13 protein-coding genes and 1 pseudogene are annotated in these 13,979 nt (G+C 34.9%); 8 read left to right on the top strand and 6 right to left on the bottom strand.

From position 1 onward, the window contains the following. Positions 1–17: 17 nt before the first annotated feature. The 4 genes from aroQ to I6760_RS12570 all read left to right on the top strand — a co-directional run bounded on the left by aroQ (position 18) and on the right by I6760_RS12570 (position 3,531). On the top strand, positions 18–470 hold the full coding sequence (gene aroQ / locus I6760_RS12585) for a type II 3-dehydroquinate dehydratase (protein ID WP_196594932.1): 453 nt from the start codon (positions 18–20) through the stop codon (positions 468–470). Next, positions 445–1,527, top strand: coding sequence for a M24 family metallopeptidase (locus I6760_RS12580; RefSeq protein ID WP_231036587.1), 1,083 nt, complete (start codon positions 445–447; stop codon positions 1,525–1,527). The genes aroQ and I6760_RS12580 overlap by 26 nt, the downstream gene beginning before the upstream one ends. Positions 1,528–1,682: 155 nt before the next feature. After that, positions 1,683–2,240, top strand: a complete 558-nt coding sequence (efp, locus tag I6760_RS12575) for an elongation factor P (protein WP_196594930.1) — start codon at positions 1,683–1,685, stop codon at positions 2,238–2,240. A 220-nt stretch (positions 2,241–2,460) separates the two neighbouring features. Beyond that, on the top strand, positions 2,461–3,531 hold the full coding sequence (locus I6760_RS12570; RefSeq protein WP_196594929.1) for a branched-chain amino acid aminotransferase: 1,071 nt from the start codon (positions 2,461–2,463) through the stop codon (positions 3,529–3,531). An 86-nt stretch (positions 3,532–3,617) separates the two neighbouring features. On the opposite strand, the gene rpmA is transcribed toward I6760_RS12570, so the two are convergent. The 4 genes from rpmA to I6760_RS12550 form a co-directional block, all read right to left on the bottom strand. Beyond that, on the bottom strand, positions 3,618–3,896 hold the full coding sequence (rpmA, locus tag I6760_RS12565; RefSeq protein ID WP_196594928.1) for a 50S ribosomal protein L27: 279 nt from the start codon (positions 3,894–3,896) through the stop codon (positions 3,618–3,620). After that, on the bottom strand, positions 3,897–4,223 hold the full coding sequence (locus I6760_RS12560) for a ribosomal-processing cysteine protease Prp (RefSeq protein WP_196594927.1): 327 nt from the start codon (positions 4,221–4,223) through the stop codon (positions 3,897–3,899). It lies immediately after the preceding gene. Continuing rightward, positions 4,223–4,534 carry a 50S ribosomal protein L21 gene (gene rplU / locus I6760_RS12555; protein WP_196594926.1) on the bottom strand — a complete coding sequence of 104 codons (312 nt, stop codon included), beginning with the start codon at positions 4,532–4,534 and terminating at the stop codon, positions 4,223–4,225. The genes I6760_RS12560 and rplU overlap by 1 nt, the downstream gene beginning before the upstream one ends. 159 nt (positions 4,535–4,693) lie before the next feature. After that, complete coding sequence (locus I6760_RS12550) at positions 4,694–5,608, bottom strand: YitT family protein (protein ID WP_196594925.1); 915 nt, start codon at positions 5,606–5,608, stop codon at positions 4,694–4,696. A gap of 512 nt (positions 5,609–6,120) precedes the next feature. Between I6760_RS12550 and I6760_RS12545 the strand changes: the two genes are divergently transcribed. The 4 genes and pseudogenes from I6760_RS12545 (at position 6,121) to I6760_RS13115 (ending at position 9,467) form a co-directional block, all read left to right on the top strand. Continuing rightward, positions 6,121–7,491, top strand: coding sequence for an ammonium transporter (locus I6760_RS12545; RefSeq protein ID WP_196594924.1), 1,371 nt, complete (start codon positions 6,121–6,123; stop codon positions 7,489–7,491). Positions 7,492–7,570: 79 nt separating this feature from the next. Further along, positions 7,571–7,933: a P-II family nitrogen regulator gene (locus tag I6760_RS12540; protein ID WP_196594923.1), complete on the top strand. Its 363-nt coding sequence runs from the start codon at positions 7,571–7,573 to the stop codon at positions 7,931–7,933. Between the two features lie 238 nt (positions 7,934–8,171). Beyond that, positions 8,172–8,675: pseudogene (locus tag I6760_RS13120) on the top strand (protoglobin domain-containing protein); the annotation flags it as partial. Next, a complete protein-coding gene (locus I6760_RS13115; protein WP_407947320.1) occupies positions 8,664–9,467 on the top strand; it encodes a methyl-accepting chemotaxis protein in 804 nt (267 codons plus the stop codon). The pseudogene I6760_RS13120 and the gene I6760_RS13115, both read left to right, overlap by 12 nt. Positions 9,468–9,492: 25 nt before the next feature. On the opposite strand, the gene ftsY is transcribed toward I6760_RS13115, so the two are convergent. Together ftsY and smc are read right to left on the bottom strand one after the other, a co-directional pair. Further along, positions 9,493–10,410 carry a signal recognition particle-docking protein FtsY gene (ftsY, locus tag I6760_RS12530; RefSeq protein ID WP_196594921.1) on the bottom strand — a complete coding sequence of 306 codons (918 nt, stop codon included), beginning with the start codon at positions 10,408–10,410 and terminating at the stop codon, positions 9,493–9,495. A 2-nt stretch (positions 10,411–10,412) separates the two neighbouring features. After that, complete coding sequence (smc, locus tag I6760_RS12525) at positions 10,413–13,964, bottom strand: chromosome segregation protein SMC (protein ID WP_407947319.1); 3,552 nt, start codon at positions 13,962–13,964, stop codon at positions 10,413–10,415. Positions 13,965–13,979 lie beyond the last annotated feature (15 nt).

Below are 13,979 nucleotides of genomic sequence, written 5' to 3'. Positions count from 1 at the left end.
ATGGATAGTGATTATTTATGAATAAGGTACTTGTACTCCATGGACCTAATCTTAATCTGTTAGGTACACGTGAACCGGAAATATATGGACATACTACCCTTGATAATATAAATAATATGTTAAAAGAACAAGCTGAAAAAGCACATATTGGGATTGATTTTTTTCAGACTAACCATGAAGGAATTATTGTTGACCGCATTCAGCAATCAGCCGGATATGATTATATAATATTAAATGCCGCGGCATTTACGCACTACAGTGTAGCTATTCGCGATGCAATAGCAGGAGTGGCAGTTCCTGTAATTGAAGTTCATTTATCTAATATACATAAAAGAGAAGAGTTTCGCCATAATTCTGTAATCGCGCCTGTTGCTGAAGGACAGATCTCTGGACTAGGTGTTGGGAGTTATCAGGCAGCATTATATTATATTATTACTAAGCTGAATGGAGTGGTCAATAATGAAAAATAATCGGTTAATGCGTTTAAGAAAATTTTTGTTAGATAAAAATGCTGAAGCTGTAATTATTAGCAAAAATGAAAATGTCCATTATTTCAGTGGATTTTATGGGGACGATTCAGCACTTGTCATTACAATGGATAAACAATATCTGCTGACAGATTCCAGATATATGGAGCAGGCCAAAGAACAAAGCCGTTTCACTGTTTTAGAACAAAAAAGTGGTTTATTGAATAAAATAAAGGAAACTTTACTGGGGGAAAATATACGACGGACAGCTTTTGAATCGAATGTTCTTGTATATGATTCGTTTACTGCTTTGCAGAAAATGCTGCCGGAAATCACAGCATGGATTCCTGTAATTCTTGATGGATTGCGGGTACAAAAAGATGAAGAGGAACTTGAACTTATAAAAAAAGCGGTTGCTATAAGTGACAAAGCCTTTGAACATATTATTGATTTTATTAAACCGGGAATATCAGAAATTGCCATAGCTGCAGAACTGGAAAATACTATGCGTAAACTGGGAAGTGAAAGGCCAGCTTTTACAACTATTGTAGCTTCGGGGAAAAGAGGCAGTTTGCCGCATGGTGTTGCTACTGAAAAGTTGATTCTTGCGGGAGAATTTGTTACAATGGATTTTGGTGCAGTGTATAAGGGCTATCATTCTGATATTACGCGGACTGTTTGTGTTGGCAGGGCAGATCCTGAAAAGAAAAAGCTTTATGATATAGTATTAAAGGCACATCTCATGGGAATAAAATCCATTGAAATAAATAAGGATGGGAAAAGTATTGATGCTCCATCACGTCAATATATAAGTGATATGGGATATGGCAGTAATTATGGACACGGTCTAGGACACGGAGTAGGTTTGGAAATCCATGAATTGCCCCGCCTTTCACCGATGGCAGGTGACATAATATTTAAACCGGATATGCTTATTACTGTGGAACCAGGTATATATATTCCTGGATTTGGTGGTGTAAGAATAGAAGATACTGTTTTGGTAAAAGAAGCAGGAGCAGAACCTTTGACAAAGAGTCGTAAGGATTTAATTGAATTATAGTAATATATTCATGGTGGATGTCTATATTTATGCAGCAGATAATAGTATTTCTTTTACATAAAGGTGCTTGTGGAAAATATTATCTATAGATTTATCCTGATATTGTTTTAAGAGGGATAAATGGCACCAAAATATTAATTGGGGGTTTATTTTTAATGATTTCAAGCAGTGATTTTCGTACAGGTCTTACTCTGGAAATTGATAATGGTGTATGGCAGATTATCGATTTCCAACATGTTAAACCAGGAAAGGGTGCCGCTTTTGTACGCACCAAAATAAAAAACATACAAAGTGGTGCAGTAGTTGAACGGACATTCAATCCAAATGAAAAATTACCGGCAGCTCATCTTGAAACCAAACAAATGCAGTATTTATATGAAAGTGACGGCATGTACACGTTCATGGACAATGAAACATATGAACAAACTGAATTGAATAAAGAACAGTTAGGTGATGCTTTAAACTTCTTAAAGGAAAATATGGATATAAGCCTGCAGTTGTTTAAAGATAAAATTATCGGTATTTCATTGCCTAATTCTGTAGTTCTAGAAGTAGTGGAATGTGAACCCAGCGTTAAGGGAGATACGGCTACTGGAGCAACAAAAATGGCCAAGGTAGAAACAGGTTATGAAGTTCGTGTACCTCTTTTTGTAAACGACGGCGATAAACTGCGTATAGATACGCGCACTGGCAATTATATTGAACGTGCTTAACAAAATTAATGGAAAAGACACTCTGACTAAAGTCAAGGTGTCTTTATTTATATTTTTTGGCTAAAAATACACAGAAAAGCAAATAAAATATATTATTTTTGTAGGTGATTTGTATTTTGCTGAAGATAAAAAAATAATGTAACTATGTAAATTTTTTCTTGCGTTTGAAAAATAAGAGGTGTATAATGTATTCATTCTACAAATGATAGGAGATATTTATATGAATGATGTTAAGTTTGTAAAAACTGACACATTGAAAACAAAACCTGATGTGTCTAAAATCGGCTTTGGTACGCATTTCACCGATTATATGTTTGAAATGACTTATACGGATGGAAAAGGCTGGCATGATCCTCAAATTATACCATATAGTGATATAAAAATAAGCCCAGCTAATGCAACTATACATTATGGACAGGCAATTTTTGAAGGAATGAAAGCGTTTCGACAGGGTAAAAAAGTAGTTATTTTCCGACCACTTGATCATTTAAACCGCTTGAATAACTCTGCCCATATTCTTGATATTCCTCAAGTTGATGTAAAACTAGTTCATAATGCTTTAAAACAGCTTATAAGCATTGAGAAAGCATGGGTACCGGATAAACGTGGTCAGAGTTTATACATACGGCCATTTATTTATGCCGATGATGGTTTCTTAGGTGTAAGCGTAGGAAAATCATATAAAATGTATATAATTTTATCTCCTGTAGCTGCTTATTATGCTCATGGATTTGCGCCTGTTAAAATCATGGTGGAAGATACATATGTTCGTGCAACTAAAGGTGGACTGGGAGAAGCTAAGACACCGGCTAATTATGCAGCCAGCCTGCATGCAGGACTTGTAGCTCATCAAAAGGGATATGACCAGACACTCTGGCTCGATGGTGTGGAACGGAAGTATATTGAAGAAGTCGGGTCTATGAATATCCTTTTCAAAATAAATGGTGAAATCGTAACACCTGAACTGGATGGGAGTATTTTAAGTGGTATTACACGGCGTACGGTACTTCAGGTTGCTAAGGAATGGGGCTATCCTGTTGCTGAAAAGCGTATTTCCATTGACGAAGTAAAAGCTGCCTATAAAAAAGGTACATTGGAAGAAGTTTTTGGTTCGGGTACAGCTGCTGTAATTTCCCCGGTGGGAGTTCTCGGTTATAAAGGCGAAGACATGATTATTAATAATGGAGAAATTGGTCCCTTTGCTCAAAAAATGTTTGATTATGTTACTGGAATACAGTGCGGAGCAGAAAATGATGTCCATAACTTTACGGAAACTGTTGCTGAAGTATAAATCCTATCATTTATCGTTTGCAATCATTTATAAAGGAAATAACAAAAAGCACTCTTGTAATATAAGAGTGCTTTTTGTTATTTCCTTTATTCAGCATAAACGCTGATTTGTCTTTTATAACGACCATTGCGTTCAAAAGCAACTTTGCCATTTACTTTTGCAAATAAAGTATCATCTTTACCAATACCTACATTTTTACCTGGATGAAAATGAGTACCTCTTTGACGTACTAAGATACTTCCAGCAGTAACAACAGTACCTGCCTGTTCTTTAACACCCAAACGCTTTGACTGGCTGTCACGACCATTACGTGTACTGCCGACACCTTTTTTATGAGCAAAAAGCTGTAAATCAAAATTGAACATTCAATTCACCCCCTGCTTGTTTAAAATATTAACGTATTTAGGATATTTTTTTGCTATTTCTGTAAAGCCCAATACAGCAACAGAAAAAACTGCTTCTGTAAGCTCATTTGGTAAATCTTCTAAGTTAAGTTTTAAATATCCGGGTTTAGCATCATAATAAATGTGGGAATGCAAATGTTCCCTTAAACTTAAAGCAGTCGATTGAGCAAGAGCTGATACCGCAGAACAAATAATATCCGTCCCACGTACTCCGGCACCGGAATGTCCCTTTAATAAAAAACCTGCGATCTTATTGTCATTCCGGTGCATAATGACAATTTTGATCATTATGCTTCAATTTTTTCAATGGTCAGTTTTGTGAACGGCTGACGATGACCCTGACGACGGCGATAATTGGATTTAGCTTTATATCTGAAAATTAAAATTTTCTTTGCCTTATCCTGTTTTTCCACTTTAGCTGTAATTTTAGCACCATTTACTAATGGCGTACCAATTTTAACATCTGCATCATTAACAACTGTTAAAACTTCATCAAAAGTTACAGTAGCACCTTCTTCAACGGATAACTTTTCTACGATAACGGTATCACCTTCAGAAACACGATACTGTTTACCACCTGTTTTAAAAATAGCGTACATTATAATATTTACACCTGCCTCTTTATATACTCGCCGATTTTGGTTAGCAAAAGCTATTAGACCTCACCGAGCGGTTGATAAGCCAGCCAATAAGACAAACTTATACTAAAAAATTTTACCATAACCAGATACAGCTTGTCAATGAATTCATTAAATTATTTATTCATCATCGTCATTGTCGTCATCATCGATATCAATGTTCAAATTATCTATTATTTCATGGGGAAGAACATTTTTCATTGTAAAACCCCGCCCGGCTACTTCTGAAGTATCTGAAATTATCATAAAGGCACTTGGATCTAAGGCATAGACTATAGATTTTATTTTTCCGACTTGAGTTAAACTGACAACAACAAACATGATATTTTTTGGTTGTCTGGTAAAGGCACCTTCACCGCGGAAGAAAGTTACACCGCGATTCAAATATTGCATAATAAGCGGTGCCATCTGTTCAACTTTTGGTGACATGATAGTTATTGATTTTTTCCTATTGAATCCGGCAACTACCTTATTAGTTATTTCTGCCGATGCATACATACAAATTAGAGTAAAAAGACCAGTTTTAAAGTCAAAAATAAAAACACCTATTAAAATAACAATGAAATTTAAAGCAAAGATGGCCGTACCAACGTCAAATGAATAATATTTTTTTATCACGGCCCCAATAACATCAAGACCACCGGTATTAGATACAGCACGGAAGATAAGACCATAGCCTATACCGGATAAAACTCCGCCGAATATGGCACATAACATTCTGTCATCAACTAAATTATAATTGCCGAGAAATCTTGTAGCATCAATACATACAGAAAAAAGAGTCATACCTATTATGGTATCAACAGCATATAGTTTGCCAAAGACCTTGTAGGCAAGGTAAATTATTGGTAAATTATATATTATTAATTGTATACCAATGGGAAGTTTAAAAAGATAATATAAGATGATGGCGATTCCGCTTAAGCCACCGGATAGCAAATGTGCTGGTATCAAAAATATGTTCATGGCAATACCGCTTAAAAGACAACCGATAAAGATTTGTAAATAACGTTTAAAATGAGTAGCAAATAACATTATAATCCTCCATAAATATGTGGTTACTTTTTACATGGGATGGTTAAACTGAGTTTTTTAATTAATAATTGTCCTCTGTGATGATTAGATTAACTAATTATTAATTATCATTGAATGTATATTTTACTTACGAAAAATTGTCAAGTCAAGTCTTTTTATCGATAAAATATCAATAGTTTAAAAAATACTTTATAATTGGTATAAAGTGGAAATAGACTTTATTTTTTGTAATTATTTTTTTATTATTCATTTATTTGTATAAAAAAAATGATTTTTCTCCTAACAAAATAAATAAAATGCTTGACAAAAGAATGACAAGATTATATAATCAATAGCATCATACATGAAGGCAACGCAGCCTATATGCAGATTTTTTCTGCTGTAGGCTGCGTTTTTTTATTGTATAAGAATTTGTGAAAGAATAAAAGTATTATTTAAACTTATAATACTATTATAAAGCAATATCTATTAATATGTATTCTTTTACAAAAAAAAGGAAGGAAAGATTTTATATGAAAAAACTTTGGTCTGTGCTTTTGTCAACATTTATATTAATGGTATTGTCAGTGCCAACAGCTTTTGCTGCTGCTAAAGCACCGCAAATCAGTGCAGGAGATACAGCATGGGTGCTTGTAAGTGCAGCGTTAGTTTTTATTATGACTCCGGGATTAGGCTTTTTTTATGGCGGCATGGTTAGAAGTAAAAACGTATTAACAACTATCATGCATAGTTTTTTTATAGTAGGAATGATTTCGGTAGAATGGATTATATTGGGATATACTATGGCTTTTGGCGATGATGCCACAGGTGTAATTCCTGGAGTAATCGGATCATTAAGTAAGATAGGGCTGACTGGAACTATTGGGCAGATATGGACAGGTACATCTATTCCTGAACTTGCTTTTGTGGCTTTTCAATGTATGTTTGCGGTTATTACACCAGCACTTATTACTGGAGCCTTTGCTGAAAGAGTAAGATTTAAAGCATATGTTTTGTTTGTATTGTTATGGTCGATATTTATTTATAATCCCATGGCACACATGGTATGGGGTGGTGGAAAGCTTTTTGCACTGGGAGCTTTGGATTTTGCCGGTGGATTGGTAATACATATTCTTTCAGGTGTTTCCGGGCTTACCCTTTGTATTCTTATCGGGAAAAGACGCGGCTATGGAAAGTTGCCGCTTTTGCCGCATCATTTACCAATGACTGTTTTAGGAGCAGCATTACTTTGGTTTGGCTGGTTTGGTTTTAATGCCGGAAGTGCTTTAGGAGCAAATGAATTGGCAGCTAATGCTTTTATTACCACACAGGCCGCAGCAGCGATGGCTACAGTATCATGGGTAGTTTGTGAATGGGTACATAATGGAAAACCTACGATTTTAGGAGCAGCATCGGGATGTATTGCTGGATTAGTAGCAATAACACCAGCTGCTGGGTTTGTCGCTCCAATGCCAGCGGTTATAATCGGGTTTATCGGTGGGGCAGTGTGTTATTTTGCTGTAGCTGTTTTGAAAACTAAATTAGGCTATGATGATTCTTTAGACGCTTTTGGTGTTCATGGAATAGGTGGTACATGGGGTGCTATTGCAACTGGACTGTGGGCATCAACGACAGTTAATCCAGCAGGAGCCAATGGCTTGTTTTATGGTAATAGCAATCTGCTCATGGCTCAGATTATATCGATCATAGTAGCTTATTTATTAGGTGGTATAGGTTCATTTGTCCTTTATAAGATTATTAATGCTATTACTCCGTTTAGGGCCGATGAAACTGAAGAAATTTCCGGTCTTGATATAGTAGAACATGGTGAACGTGCCTATTCTCAGTCGATAATGACAGGCGAGTCATTGGGAATAGCCGATGATTTTGATAAAATGAATTAAATTATAATTTTTAGTGGCAAATCAAATAAACTGTTTTATAATATAAACTAATTAAAATTATAATTTAGGAGGCAGGAATATGTCTAAAATGACAAAAATTGAAATCATTACACGCGCTAATAAACTAGAAGAACTTAAAAGTGCTTTAAATAGTATTGGAGTTGAGGGCATGACGGTTATTCCCGTTTATGGCTGTGGATTGCAAAAAGGACATAAGGAAGTTTATCGCGGTAGAGAATATTCTATAAATCTTGTTCCTAAGATAAAACTAGAAACAGTAGTCTGCGATGTTCCCGTTGATGAAATTTTATCTGTTGCTCAGAAAGTTTTGTGTACAGGTCAGGTTGGTGATGGTAAAATATTTGTTTATAATGTAGAAAATGCTATGCGTATTAGAACGGGGACCCAGGGAAGCAAGGCTATAACAGATAATGAAGAATAAGAAAAAATAATAAAAATCTCCTATGAATATTTTGATGTTCACAGGAGATTTTTATTATTTAAAAGTTGTTAGAATTTTTTATCGTTTATAATTATTTTAAAGGATTATAAAAAATCTTATAGAAGTGAATATATAATATTTATTTTACTTAAGATTTATTTTCATGGTTAAGATTAATCAGTACAGTTTAAAGTGTTAGTTATCTGGCAAAATTATAATCAGTATTGGAGGAAAAAACATGTTTTTTACAAGGAAGGCCCTAAAATCAGAATCTTCTATAAGTAATTTTACAGCAACTGATAAAACAAGTAAAATACTTTTGACCATGAGTGATGCTGAAATTGGTTATTTGCAACAGATAGAACCTATTATAAAAAAAAATCTGGAAACAATTACAAATAAATTTTATCAAAAAATAACTTCAGTACCAGAAATAAAAATGTTTATAGAAAAAAATTCCTCAGTAGAGAAATTAAAAAATACATTTAAAATGTTTTTATCAATGATGTATGAAACCAATATTACTGATGCTTATATAGATAAAATTTATAAAATAGGTAAAGTACATAACAAAATAAAATTACCGCCGGAATGGTTCTCTATGTCTTTTGGTGTTCTCGAACAAATTATATATCCGTATATTTTTAAACTTTACAATAATAATATAGAAGGACTTCAACATATTGTCCTTGCCTTCTGCCATCAGACACAGTTTATTCAGGCTATTGTTATGCATACTTTTATTGATGATTATATTCTAGATCTAAAAAATAAAGTTCTTAAAGAAGAAGCATTGATGCACAAGCAGAATGATTTATTGCAGACGATAAAGGAATTATCAGAATCATTGGCTGCATTATCAGAAGAAATGTCTTCTTCAGCTGAAAATATGTCTGATAATGTAATTAAGATTAAGGAATCTGCTGATAATGTAAAGGAACAATCCGGTATAACTAATAATTTGGCAGAAAGCGGCGAAAAAATGATTAAAAAAATCATTGAAGAGATACGGCTGCTGACCAATCAGGTAAAACAGATGAAAAATAATTTGGCGGAGCTTAATGAAAGTACCAAGTCTGTTAATAATATTGCTGAAACAATAACAGAAATTGCATCACAAACAAATTTGCTGGCTTTGAATGCTGCTATTGAGGCAGCAAGAGCTGGTGAAGCCGGAAAAGGGTTTGCAGTTGTTGCTGATGAAGTAAGAAAGCTGGCCGAACAAAGCAGTCAGTCAGCAGCTAAAATTCATGACCTTATAACCCATAACGCGGCATCAACAAATAATGTCGTGAATAATATGGATGAGCAAAATCAATTATTGTTTAAAATTGTTGATGATATAAATGCCAGTGTAGGAGAAATAACTAAAATTACAGCAGCGACAAATAAAAATCATGTCCAGATAGCATCAATAGATACTTCTTTAGGCGCGCTAACATCTTCTTCTAATGATGTTAGACAGGTTTCTCAGGAAGTAGCCGATTCAGCGACAAATTTATTCAATAAGATAAATGAAGAAAATCCAGCATAATGAATAAATATCTGACAACTTTCTTTTATTTTTTACTGAATAAAGCTGTTGCAAAGTCTTCAGCGATAAATGGTTGTAAATCATCTTCACCTTCACCTACGCCGATCCATTTAACAGGCATTGATAGTTGTGATTTTATGCCAATTATTACACCGCCTTTAGCTGTTCCGTCTAATTTTGTCAATATTACTCCAGTTATGGGTGCAGCTTTAGTAAATAGCTCAGCCTGGTGAATAGCGTTTTGTCCTGTTGTTGCATCTAAAACCAGAAGTGTTTCATGGGGAGCATCTGGGATTTCCCGTTTTATTATCCGGTACATTTTATTCAATTCATCCATTAAATTCGACTTAGTATGCAGTCGGCCGGCAGTATCAATTATTAAAACGTCAGTTTTTCTGGCTAATGCTGCTTTTAGCGCATCAAATACAACAGCTGACGGATCAGCGCCTTCTTCATGAGCTATTACTTCAGCGGCAGCCCGCTGCCCCCAGATTTGCAGCTGGTCGATAGCGGCAGCTCTGAAGGTATCCGCCGCAGCCAGCAGAACAGATTTGTTTTGGTTTTTATAATATTTTGCCAACTTACCAATTGTTGTTGTTTTTCCTACACCGTTTACACCTATCACTAAAAATACAGTTGGCGGTGCAACCGCAGTATTTATGGTGTTTTCGCCAATGGATAAAATTTCGCTGATGCGTTTTATCAAGAATGGCTGCAGATCCTGGGGTGAGTTAATTTCTTTTTTCTTTATGCCTTTACGAACATCATCCATTAGTTTCATGGTTGTCTGTACACCAACGTCAGCCGATATTAAAATTTCTTCTAATTCATCAAGACACTCATCGTTAATGTCGGCATAGCCAATTACCAGTTGTTCAATTTTTTCAGTAAAGGATTTTCTTGTTTTGTTTAAACTATTTTTTAATTTGTTAAAAAAACCCATATTCAAGCCTCCGATTCTTCTAATTTAACAGAAATTATTTTAGATACACCTGCTTCTTCCATCGTAACACCATACATAACATCAGCTGCCTCCATTGTACCTTTTCTATGGGTTACTATTATGAATTGTGTATTTGAAGAATAATCTTTTAAAAAGGCACTAAAACGCTTTATGTTTACTTCATCAAGTGGAGCGTCAATTTCATCTAATACGGAAAATGGTGCAGGACTGTATTGCAAAAAGGAGAACAATAGGGCAATTACTGTAAGCGTCCGTTCGCCTCCAGATAACAATACCAGATTTTGTTTCTTTTTACCAGGTGTCTGTACAGCAATTTCTACTCCAGAGGAAAGGATATCTTCTTCATCGGTTAGAATAAGTTTTGCTGTTCCTCCGCCAAATAATTTGCCAAAAATATCATTGAAATATTCTTGGATAGATATGAAAGCTTTTTTAAATTGTTTTGACATTGTCAGGTCCATTTGGGTAATTATCTGCTGTAAATCAGCTTTTGCTGTTGTTAGATCCTCCATTTGTGCTGCCATAAATTTATGTCGTTTATTTATTTCATTGTATTCATTTATTGCATTAGGATTAATACTACCTATTCGGGTTAATTGTTCTTGTAATTCTTTTAAATTTTTTAGAAGAATTTCCTCAGGAATATCTTCTTTTAAAGATAAAGCCTCCTGCGGCGACAGAGCATAATCTTCCTGAAGTCTTTGTACACATTGTTCTACTTCAAAATGAGTCTTTGCTGCTTTTATTTCAAGTGCATGGACATGTTCTTGCAGGGTACTCATCTGGTCAGCTGTTTCTTTGCGTTTAGTTGCATATTCTTTATTTTTTACTCGTTTAGTCATTAACATACTATATGTTTTATCATAATCTGTACTGCCGGATTGATGTAACTGCTGTAAATTTTTTGTCGACAGCTGGAGCTGGGCTAATTCCTGCAGACTGTCATTTATAGAATTCTGCAGGCGGGTTTGTTCTTCTGTATTGCTTTTTAAAGAATTACAGCAGCGATGGCATTCATTTTTTAGTAGTTCTAATTTTTCCCTGTTACCTGATAGACTTTCTTCTATGGAGGCAAATGCAGCTGTCTGTTTTAACAGTTGAGCCTGCTGTTTTTTTTGTTCACAATGATAAGCTGCGATTTTTTCTTCAATTTTACTAGATTTTTCTGATTCAATATTTTTATTTGTCCGCTCAGTATCTAAAGCATGTTTTTCTTTGTCATAAGCAAGATGTAATTCAGCTGATTGTTTATCCAGCGAACTTATATCCGAAATGAGCTTAGTCACTCTTTTTTCTATATCGATATAAGTATCACGTAAATGGCTGAAATTAGTCTTTTTTTCGGCTTTTATAATAAAAAGATCCTGCAATTGCTTATTATTGCTTTTTATAGCCGTATCTGTTTTTGATAAATCGGACATAAGCTGACTTTGTTTTGTTTTGTAAGATAACAGCTGGCTTATTAATTGATTATTTTTAGTGATTAACTGTTGTATATCATTTTCTCGATTTAAAAAGCTTATTTCGCGGCGTGTACTTCCACCAGACATAGCACCCCCGGCATGCATGATTTCGCCGGCTAACGTGACGATGCGCAATGTATATTTTTTTTGCTTTGCCAAAATTAAAGCATTATCTATATTGTCAACAATAACAGTGCGTCCCAGCAGGCTTTCTATTATTTTCTCATATTGGTTTTGGGTTGAGATCAATTGATCAGCATAACCAATGAAACCAGTATATATGGTCATATCTTCACGATGAAGATGATATGGTTTGACTGTTGTAATCGGCAGGAAAGTGGCTCGACCAGATTTTTCTCTTTTTAGAAAAGAAATAGCAGCTTTTGCAATGTCAGTGTCTGTAGTAATTATATTCTGCAGACTGTTTCCCAGCGCAGTTTCTATTGCTGTTATATATGGGGGAGCAACTTTTATCAATTCCGCAACAGAACCGCATATTCCACTATACCAAGCCTGATTTTGGGCAGTTAGTACAGCTTTTACGCTTTTGCCGAAGCCTTCATAGGCTTTCTGCATATTGGATAGTATTTTAATGCGTTCTTTCGTTCGATCAGCAGTATGTGTTAATTCAGTACATTTTTCCTGAATAATGTGCAATTGGGACTGAATATCATTGTATTTATTGATGGCCTTAGTACCAGCAGTCTGTAAGCAATTTTCTTTTTTTGTTAATGTTGTTATTTCTTGTTCAGCAGCAGCTATTTTTTCAGCATATATTCGTTTGTTTTTATCAAAATCATCTTTTATTGTTTTTTTCTCTGCTAAGGAGCGCATTTTTTCTTCAATATCACGCTGAAACATTATTAATTTGCGTTCCTGTTGTTCGAGCAGCAGCTGTTTTTGATGCGATTCTGTTTTTAATTTATCCAGGAGGTTTTGCTCGTCGGAAATATTTTTTTCTAAGCCATTGATAGTAGTATGAGTTTTTTCTAAAGCTGTTTGCCGGAAAAGTTTTGTTTTAGCCAATTCTGAGATATGCACCTGTAGTTGAACTAAATTATCTTCTGCTGTAGTTTTTTCGGTAGTGATTTTAACGAAATGATCTTTCAGAATATTGAGGGAATGGCTGTTTTGCTTTATTCTTTCGGCAAGAATACGGCAATTACTGCGGTTGCGTTCAATTTCTGCCGCAATTTTGCGGTTGTTGCTTTCCATATCAGCTAATTGTTTTTCTATGATAGTTATTTCATTATCTAAAGCGACTGTTTTTCCATCAACAGCCGCTTTTTTTATCTCTAAATCAGCAATATTAGTTTTCAATTTCTGAATATCTGCTGAAATGACATTATCCTCTGTAGAAAAATTTTCGTATTTACATAAAATATGGGATAACTTACATCTATCATAGCTGTTTTTTAATTGGTTATAACGCTGGGTTTTTTCTGCTTCTGCCGCCAAGGGCGTAAGCTGCTTGGAAATTTCTGTAATAATGTCATTTATACGTACAGCATTCTGTTCAGTATTTTCTAACTTCCGCACCGCTTCTTTTTTTCGATCCCTGTATTTAGTTATTCCAGCGCATTCCTCAAAAAGAAGCCTACGGTTTTCCGGTCGGGCATTTAATACCTCATCAACTTTATTTTGACTTATTACACTTATGGAATCTTTTCCTAAGCCAGTATCAGCGAATAGCGTATAAATATCTTTAAGGCGGCAGCGGGCTTTATTTATATAAAATTCGCTTTCACCTGAACGGAATAAGCGGCGTATAATATTTATTTCCTGAAACTCTAGGGGTAATTTTCCATCTATGTTATCGAAGGTAAGGGATACCTCAGCAATACCGGATGCCTTGCGGACTGAGCTGCCGGTAAAAATAATATCTTCAGCTTTACTGCCCCTTAGGTTGCGGATATTCTGTTCACCTAAAACCCACCGTATGGCATCTGTTATGTTACTCTTCCCACTGCCATTTGGGCCAACAATAGCGGTTATTCCTTTATCGAATTCTATTTCGATTCTGTCCGCAAAAGATTTGAATCCGTATGCTTCAAGTCTTTTCAATAGCAAATAAATTCACCTGCA

Origin of the sequence: Pectinatus sottacetonis (assembly GCF_015732155.1) — a bacterium.
GTDB classification, from domain to species: Bacteria; Bacillota; Negativicutes; order Selenomonadales; family Selenomonadaceae; genus Pectinatus; species Pectinatus sottacetonis.
This window is presented reverse-complemented; position numbering and strand designations above follow the sequence as displayed.